General features: G+C 38.5%; 15 protein-coding genes. 4 read left to right on the top strand and 11 right to left on the bottom strand.

Going from position 1 to position 20,386, the window contains the following annotated elements:
* Window positions 1-4: 4 nt before the first annotated feature.
* Together murJ and AC1DEF_RS20645 are read left to right on the top strand one after the other, a co-directional pair.
* Window positions 5-1,507 carry a murein biosynthesis integral membrane protein MurJ gene (murJ, locus tag AC1DEF_RS20650; RefSeq protein ID WP_016765962.1) on the top strand — a complete coding sequence of 501 codons (1,503 nt, stop codon included), beginning with the start codon at window positions 5-7 and terminating at the stop codon, window positions 1,505-1,507.
* 25 nt (window positions 1,508-1,532) lie between these two features.
* Complete coding sequence (locus AC1DEF_RS20645; protein ID WP_043977555.1) at window positions 1,533-2,909, top strand: O-antigen ligase family protein; 1,377 nt, start codon at window positions 1,533-1,535, stop codon at window positions 2,907-2,909.
* A 28-nt stretch (window positions 2,910-2,937) separates the two neighbouring features.
* Here the strand turns inward: AC1DEF_RS20645 and AC1DEF_RS20640 are convergent, their stop codons facing one another.
* The 9 genes from AC1DEF_RS20640 to AC1DEF_RS20600 form a co-directional block, all read right to left on the bottom strand.
* Window positions 2,938-4,737 (bottom strand): cation:proton antiporter, encoded by a 1,800-nt coding sequence (locus AC1DEF_RS20640; protein ID WP_477727537.1) that lies wholly within the window; start codon window positions 4,735-4,737, stop codon window positions 2,938-2,940.
* Window positions 4,738-4,963: 226 nt separating this feature from the next.
* Complete coding sequence (cydC, locus tag AC1DEF_RS20635) at window positions 4,964-6,712, bottom strand: thiol reductant ABC exporter subunit CydC (RefSeq protein ID WP_097824940.1); 1,749 nt, start codon at window positions 6,710-6,712, stop codon at window positions 4,964-4,966.
* Complete coding sequence (gene cydD / locus AC1DEF_RS20630) at window positions 6,709-8,421, bottom strand: thiol reductant ABC exporter subunit CydD (RefSeq protein ID WP_097824941.1); 1,713 nt, start codon at window positions 8,419-8,421, stop codon at window positions 6,709-6,711. Before cydD ends, cydC begins: the two co-directional genes overlap by 4 nt.
* Window positions 8,421-9,437, bottom strand: a complete 1,017-nt coding sequence (gene cydB, locus AC1DEF_RS20625) for a cytochrome d ubiquinol oxidase subunit II (protein ID WP_043977563.1) — start codon at window positions 9,435-9,437, stop codon at window positions 8,421-8,423. Before cydB ends, cydD begins: the two co-directional genes overlap by 1 nt.
* A complete protein-coding gene (locus AC1DEF_RS20620; RefSeq protein ID WP_477727536.1) occupies window positions 9,424-10,830 on the bottom strand; it encodes a cytochrome ubiquinol oxidase subunit I in 1,407 nt (468 codons plus the stop codon). The genes cydB and AC1DEF_RS20620 overlap by 14 nt, the downstream gene beginning before the upstream one ends.
* Window positions 10,831-11,131: 301 nt before the next feature.
* The gene (locus AC1DEF_RS20615) at window positions 11,132-11,587 is read right to left on the bottom strand and encodes a threonine/serine exporter family protein (RefSeq protein WP_013059882.1); all 456 of its coding nucleotides are present in this window, start codon (window positions 11,585-11,587) and stop codon (window positions 11,132-11,134) included.
* Between the two features lie 14 nt (window positions 11,588-11,601).
* Window positions 11,602-12,363, bottom strand: coding sequence for a threonine/serine exporter family protein (locus AC1DEF_RS20610; RefSeq protein ID WP_013085528.1), 762 nt, complete (start codon window positions 12,361-12,363; stop codon window positions 11,602-11,604).
* Between the two features lie 145 nt (window positions 12,364-12,508).
* On the bottom strand, window positions 12,509-13,519 hold the full coding sequence (locus tag AC1DEF_RS20605; protein WP_097824942.1) for a LacI family DNA-binding transcriptional regulator: 1,011 nt from the start codon (window positions 13,517-13,519) through the stop codon (window positions 12,509-12,511).
* A 95-nt stretch (window positions 13,520-13,614) separates the two neighbouring features.
* Entirely contained in the window at window positions 13,615-14,391 is a 777-nt protein-coding gene (locus AC1DEF_RS20600; protein ID WP_097824943.1) for an alpha/beta hydrolase, read from the bottom strand.
* A gap of 189 nt (window positions 14,392-14,580) precedes the next feature.
* Between AC1DEF_RS20600 and AC1DEF_RS20595 the strand changes: the two genes are divergently transcribed.
* Window positions 14,581-15,966 carry a sugar porter family MFS transporter gene (locus AC1DEF_RS20595; RefSeq protein WP_097824944.1) on the top strand — a complete coding sequence of 462 codons (1,386 nt, stop codon included), beginning with the start codon at window positions 14,581-14,583 and terminating at the stop codon, window positions 15,964-15,966.
* Window positions 15,967-15,999: 33 nt separating this feature from the next.
* Here AC1DEF_RS20595 and AC1DEF_RS20590 read toward each other — a convergent pair whose 3' ends face one another.
* Together AC1DEF_RS20590 and proB are read right to left on the bottom strand one after the other, a co-directional pair.
* A complete protein-coding gene (locus AC1DEF_RS20590; protein ID WP_097824945.1) occupies window positions 16,000-17,244 on the bottom strand; it encodes a glutamate-5-semialdehyde dehydrogenase in 1,245 nt (414 codons plus the stop codon).
* On the bottom strand, window positions 17,241-18,074 hold the full coding sequence (gene proB / locus AC1DEF_RS20585; protein WP_043977576.1) for a glutamate 5-kinase: 834 nt from the start codon (window positions 18,072-18,074) through the stop codon (window positions 17,241-17,243). Before proB ends, AC1DEF_RS20590 begins: the two co-directional genes overlap by 4 nt.
* Window positions 18,075-18,317: 243 nt before the next feature.
* Here proB and cstA point away from each other — a divergent pair, with 243 nt between their 5' ends.
* On the top strand, window positions 18,318-20,126 hold the full coding sequence (gene cstA / locus AC1DEF_RS20580) for a carbon starvation protein CstA (protein WP_477727535.1): 1,809 nt from the start codon (window positions 18,318-18,320) through the stop codon (window positions 20,124-20,126).
* Window positions 20,127-20,386: the final 260 nt, after the last annotated feature.

The following is a 20,386-nucleotide window of genomic DNA, read 5'->3' as shown; positions in this document are numbered from 1 at the left end:
TCGCATGAAAAACTTAAAATTCGCGAGCATTTTACTGCTCATATCAACATTATTTTTGAAATTTTCTAGTATGATTCGTGATTTAGTTATTGCTAACTATTTCGGTACAAGTTATATTGTCGATTCATACAACGCAGCAATGATCATTCCAAACGCTTTTATTTTATTTATGCTAACGGGGATGAAGGATGCATTTATTCCTAGTTATTTACGCTATGAAAAAGAAAATAAAGGAAAGGTTCATTTGACTAATATTGTTAAATCAACCTTTCTTATTTGTTTCATTATTTCGGTTCTCGGATCAATTGCCGCTTTCTTTTACTTTCCCGCTTCGTATTCTAATTTTTCCAAAGCAGCAATTGAACTAGGAATTTATACGGGCGTTATGTACTTCTTATCTCTTTCACTAGTTGGAGTGAATGCAGTATACGAAGGTGTATTTGATGCACGAAGTCAATATTCTTTCTCTGTGTTTTCTCAAACGGTTGTTGTACTATTTACGATTTTAAGTACAATCCTATTACATTCAATTATGGGCGGCTATGCAATTGCTCTTGGCTATTTTGTAGGAACAATTGCTTCTTTCTTAATTAAAGTTGTCTATTTTAAACCGCAGCATCTGCTGTTATGGAAGCAAAAAATTGACCGTGATGAAGTGGTGGCTTTTTATAAAGTATTCATCCCTGTTGGTGTGACCATTATGGTCGGTCAAATTAATTTAACTGTAAACTTCTTCTTTGCTGGCTCCTTTGGTGAAGGTGTTATTTCATACTTAAATTACGCCTTCAGACTTGTAAGTATTCCCCAGGCAATATTCGGGGTTACGGTCGCAACCATTATTTATCCGCTGATTGCCAGAGCCATTTCTGAAAAAGATGAAGAACGCTTTAAATCTGGAATTGAAAAAGGGATTACGTTTATGCTGATGCTGCTGATTCCGACGATTGTTATTATGATCTTTTACATGAAAGACATTGTAATGATTGCTTATCAGCGCGGTGCATTTGACGCAAATTCAACGTTAAAAACAACCGATGTATCTTATTATTACCTAGGTTCGGTGTTTTTCTATTCGTTGCAAGCTGTTCTTGCAAAAGGATTTTATTCTCTTCAAAAAGGTTATCTTATTATGAGAGCAGGCTTATTATCCATTGTGTTAAACATCATCTTTAACATGATTTTCACTAAATTTATGGGATACCAAGGATTAGCACTTTCCATGTCAGTGGTTGCCTTTTTCTATACGGCCATCGTATTCGTTATGCTGGCAAAACAAATCAATCACTTCCATTACGGATATCTAGTGAAAGAAACAGGAAAAATTCTTTTAGCTTCTGTACCTGTTGCTATCCTCATGTTCTTCTTGAAGGACATCGCATTTTTGAATTCATTACATGTTATCTTACGATTTGGTATTGTCTGTCTTGCAGGTGGTTTAGTATACTTAATGTCGACGCTATTATGCAGAGTAGAAGGTGTTATGCTTTTAGTTAAAAGAAAACGTTAATTCACGTAAAACAGGAGAGTACTATATGAAGAACACATACTGGTTATTTTTTCTGTTCGTTGGTTTTATTTCAATTCAGCCAATTATTGATATGCTAACGACGTACATGGTTTTGAACATGGATAGTGGTCTCTCAATTGGGGTTGTTATTCGCTTTCTATATATGATTTTTGCAGGTGTCCTACTTTTAGTGTTTGCTAAACAATCAAAATGGGCTAGATATTCGATTATCTACCTTATTGTTTTTGCACTCTTTCTTGGACTCAATATCTACTTAAATCATCAATGGAAAGATCCTTATTATATTGGGCAAGAAATTAAATTTTTCAATAAGGTTGTTTATATGAACGTTACATTACTTGGAATGATTGTGATGTTTTCACATTATCGATCGTCTTTGGATGTAAAAAGAATATTGAGCAAAAACTTATTGACTGCTTCACTCATCATCAGTATTGTTTTTATCGGTACAATGCTAACAGGTACAGCACTAGAGAGTTATCAGTATAATAAAATCGGATTCAAAGGCTGGTTTTATGCAGCGAATGAGCTAGGGGCAACCATTGCTATTTTGCTTCCTCTCACACTGCTTTTAGCTTTAGATAAAGTACGTTCGTTTTCAAAAGCTTATTACTGGATTCCTTTTATATTGTTAGCTGTTTCGTCCATCATGCTTGGAACGAAAGTAGGCTTAGGTGCCGTTATTCTTTCTTTAGTTGTAGCAACAGTTGTCTTATTTGCAAAATTATTTACGAATAAACGCAGCTTAATTAAAGCCAACTTAGTAATCTCGATTCTGCTTTTAATTGTAACCGGAGCAACCACTCCGATTTCTCCAGCTTATAAAAACACATATACGCACATCGATATGTTAGAGGCTAAAAAAGAGAAAACAAAGCAAGAAAAGCCGGAAAAGAAAGAAAAAGAAAAGCCGGCTAAAAAGAAAAAGCAAAAGGAATCAAATTTAGATGACAAAGATATTCAAAATCTGATTCTAAGCAGCCGTGAGCAATTTTTAGCTCATCATAAGGAAGAGTATGCAAAAGCACCTATTGCAAGAAAAATGATAGGTATGGGCTTTTCTGGTGACTATACAAAACAGCTTCCGCCAAAGATGATTGAAATGGATTTTTATGACCTGTTTTTCTCTTTAGGTATCATCGGATTTTTACTATGGGTTCTTCCACTTCTAGTAGTTGGTTTAACCGTACTGGTTCGATTATTTAAAAACCCGTCACAGCTTCTTGATGAAAGCTTTATGATGTATAGTACAGCAATTGTATTAGCTCTTGGAATTGCTTTTGTAGCTGGGCATGTCTTCACCGCACCAGCTGTTACTATCTATTTTGCAGCAGCTGCTGCTTATCTGTTCGTCATTCATTTTAAACAAAGACAAGCATAAAAAAACAGGCCACTGAAGGCCTGTTTTTTTATCTTTTTAACGGCTGAAGGCTTAACACCGTATCACCCGCATTAACGTTTATTTCTTGATCATGAGCAAAAAAACTCAATGCCTTTCCTTGCTTGCTCACTGCTAGTAAAAGAGAATCATCGCTTTTCTCCTCAAGATATGTTTCATACGTATATTCATCCGTAATTTTTGTATTGTAAATCGTATGTCCATGCTTCATTTTATGATGTAGAAACTCCCACGTAATTCCTTTCTTAAAGAGCATGCGTCCTCTTACCGTGTGCATAATTTCATCGACATCTTCTCTTGAATCTTCTTGATCACGAATACTCAATTGAAAAACATTGTTCCGTCCCATATCTTGAAGAAAAGCAGTACAAACAAGTGCATTATATGCATCTAACTCAGTTGCAGCAATCACGTATTCATAAGGAGTTAAATCTAGATGATATTCCGTTTGCTCAGCTAGAACTTCTCCGTGATACACATCTACTTCCGCTCTGCGCGCAACTCTTAACCGCTCCCACGAAGAATCAGCAACTAACACTGGATAGCCCAGTTGCTTTAACTTGGAAGCAAAGGCAACCGTAAAATCATTGCTTCCTACAAGCAAAATACCAGGTTCTTCTCCAATTGATAAATCAAGCTTCTTAGCTAGCCAGGAAAGGGAAAAACCGTGTGCACAAACCGTAGCAAATACTAAAGCAAATGTCAGTGTTGTTAGGATGGAAGCATCTTTAAATCCTTCATCGATTAGTACTTTCGCAAAGTAACTTGAGACCGTTAACGCCACAATGCCGCGCGGGGCAATCCAGCCAATCAGTATTTTTTCTTTTATAGATAAATCTGTCCCTACCGTTGATAAAAAGATGGAGACAGGTCTGACAATAAACAGCATAAGTAAAACAAACAAAATAATATTCCAATGAAAAATTTCAGTAATGGTCTTCATCGTCAGTCCAGCCGTTAACATGATAAAAATAGTAGAAGTCAATAGAACCGAAATGTTCTCTTTAAAATGTCGCATATCACTAATAGATGAAATATGCATATTAGCAAGGGTAATCCCCATCGCTGTCACTGCTAGAAGACCTGTTTCATGCTTAATTTCATCAGCTATCGTAAAGCAGGCAATAACAACAATAAATACGACCGGAGATTTTAAATACTCTGGAATATGCCCCTTTTGAAACATCCATCCTATTCCACGGCCAAGAAGCCATCCTATTAAAACAGCAATAATAGAGGCTACAAAGAAAAAGAGAATTGTTTTTCCACTGACTTCTCTCAGCACTAAAAATTGAACAATTTCAAACGAAAAAACGGCCAGGAGTGCACCAAATGGATCAACAATAATACCTTCCCATTTTAAAATCGCTGCTGGTTTTGGTTTTAATTTAGCTTGTCGTAAAAGAGGTAAAATCACGGTTGGACCCGTCACAATAAAAAGCCCTCCGATAACAATTGCCACCGCCCATGATAAATCCGCTATATAATGAGCAGCTAAAGAGCCTAAAATCCAAGCTAGCATGGCTCCGAGCGTCACAATGCGAAACACGGGCTTTTCGATTCCCCTTACCTCTCTCATGTCTAAGTTCAAGCTGCCTTCAAATAAAATAACAGCTACAGCAATCGATACAAAAGGATCAAAAAGCTGAGCAAATTGTGCTTTAGGGTCAATTAAACCTAAAATAGGGCCTGTTAGCAGTCCGATAATTGACATCACGACAATTGCTGGTAACTTAAATCTCCAAGCCAGCCACTGAGATAGAACTCCTAGTCCCACTACGAGCGTGATATGTATAAGCATAGGTTCCATTGTATCTTCCTTCTCTCGTTCGCATAATGTGTATATATTTTCCCTAAAATAAACCGATGTTATACAGGAAGAAACAAACACTACCTTGTTTTACCACTTTTTCAAAAATACTAAACGCATACTCTTTTCTTTGAATCCAAGCTGTTTTCTTTCATTCGACACATATTTTACTCGTGTTTGTCGAATTTCACTTTATGATCAAATAATAAAAAGCCTTTAGCTCCTGCTAAAGGCTTTTTACCGGATGATCCAATTCATATAGCTTTTGATAGTGACTGTTCGTCGCAAGTAATTCATCATGCGTTCCTCGAATGGCTATCTTACCATCTTGTAAAAATAAGATTTCATCCATTTTTTCCATCCCAACTAAATTGTGCGTAACCCAAATTAAGGTTTTATCTTGAAGAGTTTCAAAGATAGTGGATAATAGACGCTTTTCAGTCATAGCATCCAACCCTGCAGTTGGCTCATCTAGCATAACAATTGGCGTATGCTGAAGCAGAACGCGTGCTAACGCAATCCGCTGACGTTCTCCTCCCGAGAAGCGCTGACCTGTTTCGAGCATCGGCGTTTGATATCCTTGGTGCAAACCTTCCACAAGGGAGTGCATATTCACTTGCTTCATGACCTCAATTACTTCTTCTTTTGTAGCTTTTTCATTAGCTAGTAATAAATTGTTGGCTACGCTTGTATTAAATAAATAAGGATTTTGATTTAATACAGAGATGAGTTTTGGTACATCTTCACGAACTTCAGCAACAGACTGACCGTTTAGTTGAACTGTGCCTTCTGTAGGTACTAAGGAGCCTTGCAGCAACTTTAATAGAGTCGATTTTCCAGCTCCACTCTTGCCAAGAATCGCAATTTTTTTCCCTTGCTCGACTTGAAATGAAAGATCATGAATGACTGGCTCCTCCTCATTACTATAGCGAAAGCTTACATGCTCAACTTTTAATCTAACCGAATTCCATGAACCTTCATAAGGTAGAGAAAGAGTATGTTTTTTCTTTTCGTTCACATCTTCCCAGTTCTTTTCCATTGCCTGTACTCTATTTAATGATTCTTCAAACTGAGGAATCTTTTCTATTGCATTGGATACTGGCAGCAGGGCTTCAGATAAAGGAAATACTACTAAAATAAAAGCAGCAATAAACACACCTGCAAGCTCTTTATCTGCAAAAAGAGAAGCTCCAAACCAAATCATTGTGACAATTAAACCTGCTACAATAAGTTGTCCAAACAATTCTCGGTAATACGTCCATAGTTTAAGCTTACGATCCATGCCGTCTAACTCATTTTCTGTTTTGTCATACGAATGAAAAAATGACTGCTGCTGACCGCTTAACACCCAATCAGCAACTCCTAAAAAGCCATCTGTGACCTTGGCATATAACTGTGCTTTGCTTGATTTATATCGCTGATTGGCTGCCTTCATATGCCAAAGGGAAAAAAGCGGCATTACTACTACTAATAAAAATAAATAGATGGCAATCAAACATGCAAACTTTAGGCTAAAGAATCCTAAAGCTACAATCGAAATAACGTATAAAATAACAGCTGAAATTGTTGGAAGAATGGTACGCAAGAACAAGTCTTGTAAACTTTCAATATCTTCCGCGAGAACTCCTAAAACATCTCCTGTTTGATAGCGAGATGTAGCAATTAACGGTTCAATCAAATGATAAAGACGCGTACGCATTTTAGCTAAAATGCGAAGAATAAAATCGTGACTGACAAGACGCTCCGCATAACGGAAAGCGGCTCGGCTTAAACCAAATGTACGCACAAGTACAATTGGAACATACACCAATAAAATTGTTTCTGGCCGTAAGGAAGAAGCTGAAATCAAATAACCTGACGTGAACATTAGCGCGCAAGCAGAACCAATCGTTAACAAGCTTAGTAATAAGATAGAAAAGATACGATATTTATATGTTTTAAAGTAGGGCCATATCCAACTTTTATATTTCATCATATCTCCTCCTCTTCATGTAAAAATTGATAGTAAGCTCCTTTTTTTTGAATCAGTTCTTGATGATTACCGATTTCTGCAACCTTTCCGTCCTCTATTACAACAATGAGATCCATGTCTTTCATCCAATGCAGACGGTGCGTAGCTAAAATAAATAACTTGTCTTGGAACATCGTTAAAATATCTTGCTTTATTTCATATTCCGTTTCAATATCGACTTGTGCCGTTGGTTCATCAAGCATAATAATAGGACGGTCGCTTAGAAACGCCCTTGCTAGAGCAATCCTTTGAGCTTGGCCGCCGCTAAGCTGTCGCCCCCCATCCCCTATCATTTCATTTTCCTTCTTAGGCATCTGTTGAACCGTTGATAAAAGTCCTGCTTTCGTTAAAGCATCTTCATAATCATATGAGCCGCCTCTGTCTTGATAAAATTCAATATTTTCTTTTACTGTTCCATTAAAAATAAATGGGTGCTGAGGGATATACGTAATCTGCTTTTGCCAAGCATCTGAGCGTAAATCAATTGGCACGCCGTTTACTTCAGCAGAGCCTTCTGTAGATTGTACAAAGCCGCTTAGTATATCAATAAGCGTCGATTTTCCAGCTCCGCTTTTTCCGATGATTCCAATTTTCTGCATTCCTTTAACATGCAGTGACACATCTTCAAGAGAAGGTGGATGCTCTTCGTCATATTTTACAGTGATATGCCTTAATTGAAGTTCACTATTTTCAGTCCAACTAGGAACATCTTCTTTTTTAGCCGGCGATTTTTCAGCCTGCTTCACAATCTTAAGTAATGCATCTCCGGATTCTTTTCCGTCTAATGTTGCATGGTAATCATTTCCGACTTCTCGTATCGGCAGGAAATATTCAGGCGCCAGCAATAAAATCATAAGTGCAGGCTCTAATGTCATAGACCCGTTTACGAGCCGCAAACCAAGCATAACAGCCACGATGGCTACAGATAACATCGTAAAGAAATCTAAAGCAAACGTAGATAAAAAAGCAATTCGGAGCGTTCCCATTGTCGCTTTTCGATAACGGTCACTGACTCTTTCAATCGTTTCAACATGCTCCTTACTTTTCCCGAGAAATGTTAAAGTTTCTAACCCTCGAAGCGAATCTACAAAGTGGTTGGACAACACGTGATATGTCTCCCATTGGCTGTCTATTTTTTTTTGTGCAGCCAATCCAAGCAAAATCATAAATAAAATTAAAATTGGCATGGTCACAAGTAAAATAATGCCTGAAAGCCGATCATGGTACCAAACGAAAGCAAGCACCAGCCAAGGTGTTACGCTAATGGCAGCCAGTTTAGGCAAAAACAGCTCGAGATAAGCACGAAGCTTCTGTACGCCTGTGGTGATGAGCGTCACCAAGTTTCCTGTTCCTTCATCTTTGGTAAAACGCGGTCCTAATGAAAAAATGCTTTGCATGACTATCAAACGAAGTTCCTGAGTCGTTTTGACTCCAAATTGATATGCTGTTTTTTTTACTATAAAACCTACGATCTGACGAATCATAAAGGCAGACAAAAACAATCCGATTGCTTTTGTCTGCGAGGTTAAACTTTCACCATGAAAAAGAGCGGTAATTACTTCGGCGAGCCACTTAGCTTGAAAAATAATAGCTACACTTTGAATAGTAATAAGCCCTATTAACATGGCAAGAACCATTTTTATTCCGTTGTAAACCATTAAATTTCTACCCATTAATACTCCATATGCTCCTTATGATCTACACGTTTTCTGAAAACGTAGTAGCTCCAAATTTGATAACCTAACACAAAAGGCAGTAATGCAATAGCAGCGTAAGACATAATTTTTAAGGAATAATTCCCTGATGCTGCATTATGAATCGTTAAACTATAGCTTTCATTGATTGAACTAACCAAAACGGTTGGAAACAATCCTGCAAATATAGAGGAAATTGATAAAATTAAAATTAAGCCAGACATAGCAAATGCCCATCCGTCTTTTTTACGTGTAAGGAAAAATCCTGCTAGTAAATACACGAAAATACCGATGAAAAATGTATATAGCATCAAGCGGCTATGATTACTGAATAAATCTGTTTCAAAAAACGTCATGCCTGAAAAGATAAGAAGTAATAAAGCATTTATAGGCAAAAGCTTCATAGCGACCTTCCGTGAACGATCTCTAATATCGTCCATCGTACGGATCGTGGCAAAAATAAGTCCGTGCCATAAGCAAAGCATTGTTAACGTAACGCCGCCTGTGATGGTATATAGATTAACAATATCCGAAAAGCCGGCATTCATTTGCATATTGCGCTCAACAGGCAGTCCTTTCATTAGCGCTGAAAATAAGATACCAAAAATGAGCGGTGGAAAAAGACTTCCAAAGAAGATAACCCAATCCCATGCATTTTTCCACGCTTGTTTTTCAACTTTCCCTCGAAATTCAAATGCTACACCGCGGCCAATAAGCGAAAGCAAAAGAAGAACAAAAAGAACATATGACCCGCTTAATAGCGTTGCATACCAGTTTGGAAAAGCGGCAAACATAGCACCGATTGCTGAAATTAGCCAAACTTCATTTGCATCCCAAAAAGGACCGATTGTATTAATAAAAGCTCGTCGCTCTAAGTCGTTTCTTCCTAAAAAACGAGACACCATTCCAATCCCAAAATCAAAGCCTTCTAAAAAGATAAAACCAACAAACAGAATGGATACTAGTAAATACCAGAATTCATTAAGAGAAAACATTGTATCCCTCCTTGGTAAACGGATCAGTTGATACTACTTTTGTATGTGCTTCGTGATCGTGATCTGGACCTTTTTTAATTTCTTTAACGAACAAGAACACCATAATCACAGCTAAAATTAAATAAAAGAATGAAAACGAGATAATAGAAAACAGCAATTCACCTGCTGTTACACCAGGAGACACGGCATCTTCCGTTTTCATATAGCCAAATACAACCCAAGGCTGACGGCCAATCTCTGTCATAATCCAACCTGCTGAGCTTCCAAGGAACGGAAAGGCAATGGCAATCGTCATAATACGTAAAAATAGTTTGCTTTCTTGAAGTTTTTTACGAGAAAGCAAGTACGTGCCCCAAATGCCTAATGCACATAATACGCCACCTAGACCAGCCATAATGCGGAAACTCCAAAATGTTGTCCGAACGGGTGGAATATAATTTCCTGCTCCATATTTCGCCGTATACTGCTCCTGTAGCTCGTTCATCCCAGGAACGGAACCTGAAAATTTCCCGTATGATAAGAAACTTAATAAATAAGGTATTTTGATTTCCCCCGTATTTTTCTTTTCATCTGGGTGAATATTTGCTGTCACCGTCCAAGCGCCTGGACTTCCGCTGTTTTCCCATAATCCTTCACTTGCGGCCATTTTCATCGGCTGTGTCTTAACTAAGTATCCAGCCTGTTCATGACCAGATAACGCAATTCCCACACCTGAAACTAACTCTACAATAATGGCAACTTGAAATGATTTTTTGGCAAAAGCCAAATGTTTTTTCTTCAAGAGCATAATGGCACTGACACCCGTGATAAAAAAGGCGCCTGTTGCAAACGAACCTAAAATGGTATGAGGGAATTCAACCCACAGCTGACCGTTTGTTAACAATTTAAAGAAGTCATTCATTTCTAAACGGCCATTATTCAGCTCCATTCCAACCGGATGCTGCATAAAAGAATTAGCCGTTAAAATGAAGAACGCCGAAAAAATAGTACCTAGACTAACAAGCCAAATACATAGACAGTGCAGCCATTTAGGCAAACGATCCCACCCGAAAATCCACAGTCCAAGGAAAGTGGACTCCATAAAAAACGCGAGCAGTGCTTCAATAGCAAGCGGCGCACCGAATACATCTCCTACAAACCTTGAGTACTCTGACCAGTTCATGCCAAACTGAAATTCTTGTAAAATACCTGTTACGACTCCGACAGCAAAGTTAATCAGGAATAAGTGCCCCCAAAACTTTGCCATCTTTTTATACTGTTCATCTTTTTTTACTACGTACATCGTTTCCATGATCGCTACTAAAAAGACAAGACCGATAGATAGCGGTACAAAGATAAAATGAAACAGCGTCGTTGATGCAAATTGAATACGTGATAGTATAACTGTATCCATCTTCTTTCTCCTTTCATATATAAGAACATTCATCATTTCCATAGATACTTTGCTCATTTCTGAGCATCTTTTACTTACATTGTGAAACATTGAGCATAATAATCCGAGAGATATGCTCAATGTTTCACATATATATGTAATATCTCTCTTTCTATTTACATAGTATAGTCTATTTTTTTAGCTGTGCACGGACTTTTTTTGAACGTTTTTAGACTAAAACGTGACTTTCTTGTGACAAAAAAGTGAAGGATCTCTTTATTTTTTTCATAAAAAAAGCACGCTCTGATTTGAGCTTGCTTCTCTATGGTCGATATTTTGCTTTGGCATTTAATTTAGACTGACGAATGATTTGGTTGATGACTTCAGAAAACACAATACCAATGGCAATTGAACCTGAAATCATAAAGGCTTTTGCTGCAAGACTAATCGCTTCATTATAGTTATTTTCTACAAAATTACGCATGGCATCGTATGCTGTTCCTCCCGGAACTAGCGGAATAATACCTGCTACGGTGAAAATAATGATCGGCGTTCGATAAATTTTTGCGTAAATTTGACTAATAATAGCAATAAAGAAGGCCGATGCAACTGTGCTTGGAATTTCATCTACGCCATAGAACGTTAGCAAATAGTAAATGAGCCAGCCAATCATTCCGACAAAGCCACTTTTTAATAATGATTCACGTGGAACATTAAAGATGATCCCAAATGCTGCTGAAGCAATAAAACTTGTAATTATCTGCTCTACGATATGCATATGATGCCTCCCTTCTATAGAAGTGTAAATACAATGGCAATACCTGCACCGATAGCGAATGCCGTCAGAAACGCTTCTGCTCCTTTTGATAATCCAGACAGTAAATGTCCCGCCATTAAATCTCGCACTGCATTGGTAATGGATAAGCCAGGAACGAGTGGCATAACGGATCCAATAATAATTTTATCGATTTGCGTGCCTAGTCCTGAAGCGACTAAAAGAGCTGATAAAAGTCCAATAACTAACGAAGCGGTAAACTCAGCAAAAAAGCGAATCGGAATAAGACGGTGGAAATACACCACGGTTAAAAATCCGAGACCTCCTGAAAACATAGCTGGAATAAAGTCCGTCCATAAACCTTGAAACATGATTAAAAAGCATCCGCTAGAAATGGATGCAGCTGCAAGTTGAACCCATAGTGGAAAAGCTACGTTTGTTGCTTCAATTTCTTGTAGCATTTCATACGCTTCCTCCAAGGAGATGTTTCCTTGACTGATTGTTCTTGAGACGCTATTTACCATGGTTACTTTTTTTAAATCTGTCGTTCGTTCGGAAATACGAATTAACTTCGTTTTCGTCGGTTCTTTCGTTTCAAGTGAAAACATAATCCCTGTTGGCGTCACATAGCTGTGGGATTTTTTTATACCGTAAGACGCTGCAATCCGCATCATTGTGTCTTCTACTCGATACGTTTCTGCTCCGCTTTCTAACATAATTTTACCTGCTAGTAAGCTAACGTCCATAATTTCATATTTATCTAATTTTTGTTGTGTCATCAAATCGCTCCAAACATATTAAAGCTTGGTTTTTTCCCCCTACAGCATACAGTGTATAAGAAAGAGGGAAGTGGACGCAATGGTTAATGCAAAAAAGTGTGGACTTTTTGTCTCACACTTTCAGGAATAGTATATACATTCCTTATCAATTCATACGTTTTGTGGTCTCGCGCTCTACTAATAAAGGTGCCATTTTATACTGTATCTGATCTATTTCTTGCTGATCCTGAATTTGTTGAAGTAAGAGGTTTACTGCTTTTTTAGCCATTTTTTCCATCGGTTGACGGATAGTTGTTAGTGGAGGATGTGCTTCACTAGCTTCTGTAATATCATCAAACCCTATAACAGATAAATCTGCTGGAACGTGAAGCCCGTTTTGCCACGCACAGTGTATCACTTTCAGAGCAATGTAATCCGTAGCACAAATAAGCGCAGTTGGAGGCTCTGGATGATGAGCTAGCTCATTTATAAACTGATATAGTTCATCTGAGTTATTCATATCTTCTTTCACAAACTTTGCGTTTGCTGACGGTACATACTGATAAAAAAGGGACAGACGGTGCTCGACTCCGCTTACAGCTTTTCCAACGAACCCTATATTCTTATGACCAAGGTCCGTTAAGTGAGCAACAGCTAATTGCATTCCCACCGCATCATCTACATGTACAATCGGCCAAAGTGCAGAAGAGGCGTCTCCTGTAAGAGAAACGTAAGGCGTTTGATATTGTTTTAATACATCTACAAACGGATGCTGAGCAGCTACATAGTCTAATAAAATGACCCCATCAAACCAATGGTTCATCATAGCATTTAATTGACGCTCAGCCGTTGTTTCTTCGTAATCCGTGTGTCCAATAAGAACGTCCATCCCTCGACTTTGGACTTGTTGCTGTACCTTTTTTAATAGTTCAATTAGAAACGGATCTTTTAAATCTCTAATTAATATCCCGATAATCCCTGTTTTTTGGGCCCGAAGAGCTGCCGCAAATGGATTCGTCTGATACCCCAAATGAGCTGCTGCTTTTAGCACTTTTTGTTTAGTTGTTTCACTAATTTTAATTTTACCTTCTTTATTATTGAAGATTCTTGATACCGTAGCTAATGAAACACCCGCTTCTTTTGCTACTTCTGTAATCGTGACTTTTTTTCTCCCCATTCGTACCGACTCCCATTTTCTTTTAGTCTATCGACCAAGTAAACATTTTTCTTTATTATACTACTAGAAGCCGGCACCACTGAAAACTACCTTCCCTACTTTTCACTAAACAGCCACTTTAACACATCTTGAATTTTTTGATCCCAATATGCCCAGTCGTGACTTCCTTTTCCTTCTTCATATGTAAAACAAATAGGCTCTTGCTTACAACGCTCGGAAAAACGTTTATTTTCCTGATATAAAAAATCTTCCGTTCCACAGCATTGATAAATACGCGGAGTCACTTCTCCATAGCGCCGGCGATTTTCAAGCAGCCAGAAAAGATCATCCTCAGGTCTAATAACAGGGGGCATGCCAAAAATCAAAGGATAATCTAAGAACTGAACTTCTCCTCGCCCTCCAAGCCCTTCAACGTCCGTCACTCCTGATAAACTGGCAGCTGCAGAAAATTGATGTGGTTTGCGAAACGCCCATTTTAAAGCGCCATACCCTCCCATAGAAAGGCCAGCTACAAAATTATCTTCTCTTTTTTCCGATAACGGAAAGAATGATCTAGCCAAGTGAGGAAGTTCTTCTGTTACAAACGTCCAATACTTCTTTCCATAAGCCATATCTCTATAAAAGCTGCGATCTACATTTGGCATTACAACTGCAAGTCCTAATTCTGATGCATAGCGTTCAATCGAAGTTCTTCTCATCCATATCGTATGATCATCAGAAAGACCGTGTAATAAATAGAGCGTAGGGTGTTTCTCACTTCTTGTATTGGTTTGTAAACCAATTTGAGATTTTGTGTGCTGCGGTATCAAAACGTTCATTGAAGTACTTATTTGCAATACTTCTGAAAAAAAATCACATTGCATAAACGCCATATTTCTCTTCCCCCTATTTTTTCTTCCCTATTGGTTGATAACAAAACGTACATAATTCATATAAAAGGCGAAAAATAGTTTGATTATTTACAATTTTTAGTTTAACATAAAAACATCTTTTATGAAAACGTTTTACGTATAACGTTTTTTTAATTGAAATAGTGACGGTGATTCAAAGGAGGAATTTATATGGGGATAGTAAAAGTAACTTCTGACGAGTATAAGGAGCAAAAAGGAAATCTATTTTTCGTGATTTTCATTTCATGTGCAGCTGCTTTTGGAGGGTTGCTTTACGGCTATGACACAGCCGTCATTTCAGGAGCTATTGGGTTGATGAAAGTACATTTTAATCTTGGTCCAACGATGGTAGGTTTTGTTGTATCTAGTCTGCTGCTCGGTGGTGCCATTGGGGTACTTGCTTCAGGAAAACTGAGTGATCGATTCGGTAGAAAAAGCATCTTACTTTTAGCAGCTTCTTTATTTGTCGTATCCGCAATTATGCAAGCGCTATCTTCATCCATCTCTTTTGTGATTATTTCTCGAATTATTGGAGGACTAGGCATTGGTATGGCTTCTGTTCTTTCTATTACCTATATTTCTGAAATAGCCCCTCCGCACATGCGTGGCCGCTTAGGCTCTCTATACCAATTTGCTGTTGCCGTTGGGATTGTTTCTGTCTATTTTGTAAATGACTACATTTTATCTATTGGGGAAGACGCTTGGCAGAATTCCACGGGATGGCGCTACATTATCGGTGCTTCTGGTATTCCAGCTCTTTTATTTCTTCTTATTCTTTCTCCTGTTCCTGAAAGTCCGAGGTGGCTGGTAAAAGCAAACCGCACTTTAGAAGCTATGGACAATTTAATTAAAATCAATGGTACACACATTGCACGCCAAGAGCTGTATCATATTGAGCAATCGTTAAGAGAAAATCAACCAGCTTCTCTTTCGCTTTTTAAAGACGCCTGTCTTCGAAAAGCGCTGCTTATTGGTATTCTACTTGCAGCCTTTCAACAGCTTGTCGGAATTAATGCCATTATTTATTACGCCCCGCAAGTTTTTAAAGCAGCTGGAGCTAGAGGAGATTTATCGCTCCTTGTTACGTCTATGATTGGTGTGGCTGCCTTTTTAGGCGTTCTTTGTTCCATGTGGCTTATCGACCGGATTGGCCGCAAAGCTTTATTGCTTATTGGCACAGCTGGTATGGCCGTTACGCAGCTTCTCGTTTCCTTTGGGTTTCATTCTCAAGGTACTGAAGGGTTGACTACTAGTTTACTTATTGTTTTTTATTTATTTCTTTTTAATATTTCTATGGGACCGGTTGTATGGGTTGTGATTTCTGAAATTTTTCCTAATCACGCGAGAGGCTATGCAATGTCTATTTCTACGTTTTTCTTGTGGATAGCTAATTGGTTTGTATCTCAGTTTTTCCCTATCCTTTGGAACAAAGCTGGAGGATCTTTTACATTTTTATTCTTTATGTTTATGTGTCTCGCTTCATTTTTGTTTATATGGAAGTGGGTTCCGGAGACAAAAGGAAAGTCACTTGAAGAAATTGAACGTATATGGAAATAAGAGAAGCCTGGGCATATGCCTCAGGCTTCTTTTTTATCGAATTTGTCCATCTCCGTAAATAATATATTTTAGCGTTGTTAATTCCTTTAATCCCATCGGTCCACGCGCATGAAGCTTTTGTGTACTAATTCCGATTTCTGCCCCGAAACCAAACTCTTCTCCGTCCGTAAATCTCGTTGAAGCATTCACATAAACAGCGGCTGAATTAACGCGCTGTAAAAAACGCTGAGCATGAGCATAATTTGTTGTTACAATCGCTTCAGAGTGATGTGAACTATGAACATTAATATGAGAAATCGCTTCATCGATATCATCTACGATTTTAACCGCCATGATGAAATCCAAGTATTCTTTTTTCCAATCCTCATCCCCTGCGGGAACAAGATCTGGAACGATTGTTACCGCACGTTCATCACCGCGTACTTCTACATCTTTCTCTCGTAGCGCTTGAATAATAATCGGCAAAAATTCATGAGACGCTCGTTTATGGATAATCAGCTTTTCGGCTGAGTTACACACCGCTGGACGAGATGTTTTTGCATTAATGACAATATTGGCCGCCATGTCACCGTCATATTCTTCATCGACATAAATGTGGCAGTTCCCAGTTCCTGTCTCAATAACGGGAACCGTTGCATTTTTTACCACTGCTTCAATTAAACCAGCACCGCCTCGAGGAATTAATACATCGATATATTCATTTAATTTCATTAACTCCAGTGCTGTTTCTCTCGACGTATCTTCAATAAGCTGTATGCTATGCTCAGGCAACCCTGCACTTGCCGCAGCTTGAGATAATACAGAAACAATCGCTTGATTCGAATAAAACGCCTCGCTGCCTCCGCGCAAGATAACTGCATTTCCTGCTTTTAAGCATAAGCCTGCTGCATCACACGTAACGTTTGGACGCGCTTCATAAATAATTCCTATGACACCAATAGGTACACGCTGCTGCCCAATTTGTAAGCCATTTGGTCGCTTCGCCATAGACAGCACTTCTCCTACTGGATCCGCAAGCGCAGCTACTTGGCGCAGGCCGTCTGCCATTCCGTGAATCCGCTCTTTATTTAAAGATAGGCGATCCAACATCGCTTTTGATGTGCCTTTTTGAACGGCTTTTTCTATGTCTAATTCATTGGCTTTTAAAATCGCTTCTTGCTGATTCAATAAAGCAGCCGCCATTTTATAAAGTGCCTGCTGTTTTTGTTCGCTCGTTACATTTCCTAAGAAATAAGAGGCATCTTTTGCCTGCTTTCCTTTAAGCTGCAATTCACTCATTTCATTACTCCTTCAGCTTGTTTTAAGAATAACGTTCCAATTTCTTGGCCTTCAATAATATCTCGCAAAATATTTGGCTCTTTACCATTTGCTAAGATTAAGCTTACGCCTGCACTTGTAGCTGTTTTAGCAGCGGTAAGCTTTGTGACCATTCCGCCTGTTCCAACGTCAGTTCCACTATCTCCAGCAAAATTCTCAAGCTCTGGTGTGATGCCATCTATTACTTTCATTAATTTAGAGTTAGGGTTTTTTGTGGGATCTGAATCAAAGAAACCGTCAATATCAGATAAAATAACAAGTAAATCTGCGTGAATCAAAACTGAAACAATGGCAGATAAATTATCGTTATCGCCGAAGCGCACGATGTTTTCAATTTCATCGATTGCAACCGTATCGTTTTCATTCACAATAGGAATTACTTTGTCTTCAATTAATTTTTCAAACGTATTCACAACGTTATTGCGCACATGTTCATCTTCGATTACATCCTTCGTTAACAGTACTTGACCAACGATGTGGCTGTACTCACCAAAGAATTTACTATAGATATGCATAAGCTCACATTGCCCGACAGAGGCCGCTGCTTGTTTTTCTCGAATAGAAGTTGGCTTTTCCTTTAACTTTAGTTTTTTTACTCCCACTTGAACGGCACCTGATGTAACAAGCACAACTTCTTTTCCTGCATTCATTAAATCGGATAAAACACGCGCTAGTTTTTCAATGCGTGCTAAGTTAATATCTCCATTATCATAGGTCAACGTAGATGTCCCTACTTTGACTACGATACGCTTGCTATTTTGTAACTCTTGACGATGGTTCACTCTTTTCATCTCCCTAACTAAAACACCTAAATGCGTACTAATTTTTTTAAAAATTATAGCAGAGATTATGCGAAAAGTCTTATAGTTTTTCAAAGGGAATTTGAACTTTCTAATTTTTTAAATAATTAAGGGAAAAACTGGTGATAAAAGCGCTTTCTTCTTTTATAATGAAAGTTGTAAGGGGAACACACAATTACATAACGTTGTGTAGTAGTACAAACATCAGACAACTAAGGGATAGGGGGATTTGTAATGAATGCGGTTACGATTGTTATTGGATCTATCTGTATTTTAATGATTGCGTATCGGCTATACGGAACATTCATGGCTGTTAAGGTCTTGAAACTAAACGATTCGCAAAAAACGCCAGCACATAAACTTGAAGATGGGAAAGATTATGTGCCAACCAACCGATGGGTAACATTTGGTCATCACTTTGCAGCTATTGCAGCTGCTGGTCCGCTTGTTGGACCTATTTTAGCAGCTCAGTTTGGCTATTTGCCCGGACTGCTCTGGCTTTTAATAGGAGCTGTAATCGGAGGAGCCGTTCACGATGCGGTTGTGTTATTTGCATCTATGCGCCAAAAAGGCCAGTCGCTTTCCGAAGTGGCTAAAAAAGAGCTAGGACCTGTCGCTGGTTTTTGTACAGGTTTAGCTATGCTTTTTATCATTACCATCACAATGGCCGGTTTATCTATGGTCGTGCTACACGCACTTGAGAAAAACCCTTGGGGTACATTCGCTGTTGGAATTACGATTCCGATCGCAATGGGGGTAGGTATTTACCACAAAAAAACCGGTAATTTAAAAGCGGCTTCTACCGTCGGCTTCATTTTAATTTTAATCGCCGTATTTAGCGGTCCTTATATTCAAGGAACAGCTTTAGGAGATTTTTTAACGCTAGATATTAAAACACTTTCAATTATTCTTCCCGTTTATGCATTTTTCGCAGCGGCCTTGCCCGTTTGGCTGCTTTTAGCACCTCGAGATTATTTAAGCAGCTTTATGAAAATTGGTGTCTTTATCGCGCTGATTGTAGGCGTGTTTTTCGTAAATCCAGCAATTCCATTTCCTGCAGTTACTGAATTTATTCACGGAGGCGGCCCTATTTTAGCAGGACCCGTGTGGCCGTTCATTTCCATTACGATCGCCTGCGGTGCTATTTCCGGCTTCCATGCATTTGTTGGTTCAGGGACAACCCCTAAGATGCTCGACCGTTGGAGTGACATTAAAGTTGTAGGCTTCGGGGCGATGTTAGTCGAATGCTTGGTAGGAATTATGGCATTAATTGCCGCAACAGCTTTACATCCTGGAGACTATTTTGCAATCAACTCTACACCTGAAGTGTTCAAAACGCTCGGCATGAACGTGACAGCTCTTCCTCAGCTTAGCCAAGAGATTGGTCTAAACTTAGAAGGCCGTACAGGCGGGGCTGTTACACTGGCCGTAGGAATGACATATATCTTCACAGAAATTCCTTGGTTCAGCCACCTGTCTTCTTACTTTTTCCAATTCGTCATTATGTTTGAAGCAGTGTTTATTTTAACTGCTATCGACGCGGGTACACGCGTTTCCCGCTATTTAATTCAAGACTTTTTCGGTGAATTTTATAAGCCATTGAAGCGAGTAGACTGGCTTCCGGGGTCCATTTTTGCAAGCGCCCTAGCCTGTTTTATGTGGGGGTATTTATTGTTCTCAGGAGATATTGGCTCAGTTTGGGCGCTGTTCGGCGTATCGAATCAGTTAATGGCCTCTATTGGTTTAATTATTGGAGCAACCGTTATTCTTAGAATTGCAGATAAACGCTCCTATATGCTTACTTGCCTTATTCCACTAGCCTACCTTTACGTAACGGTTAACTACGCAGGTTATTGGATGGTTAAGAATGTCTATTTAAATGAAGCTGCGGCAGGTTACAGCATATTAAATGCAACTCTTTCAATCATCATGCTTATACTCGGTCTCATTATTATAATTGCTGCGATTCAAAAATGGACGCAGCTTTGGCGCACGCCTCAGGCTGAACTGGCAGCGAAAGCAAACTTATCACAAAATATATAAAACGAACACGCTTGCTTATATAAATAAGCAAGCGTGTTTTTGATATGGTAATAGCCGGTCAAAATAATTGCACACCAGGCATTTTTATTATTAAACTAAATATACTATACAGAAAATTTTTTAAATAGTTCGTACACTTCACATGTTATATACTCCATTGACTACATCTCAAAATTAACAATTTAAATTATAATAATTATAATTTAGTATTGATTTTTTATTTAAAAATGTTATTATTATTTCTAACATAATAAAATTCA

It is taken from the genome of Priestia sp. 10L35, assembly GCF_056395685.1.
The sequence above is the reverse complement of the archived record's forward strand: the minus strand, read 5'-3'. Positions and strand labels throughout refer to the sequence as shown.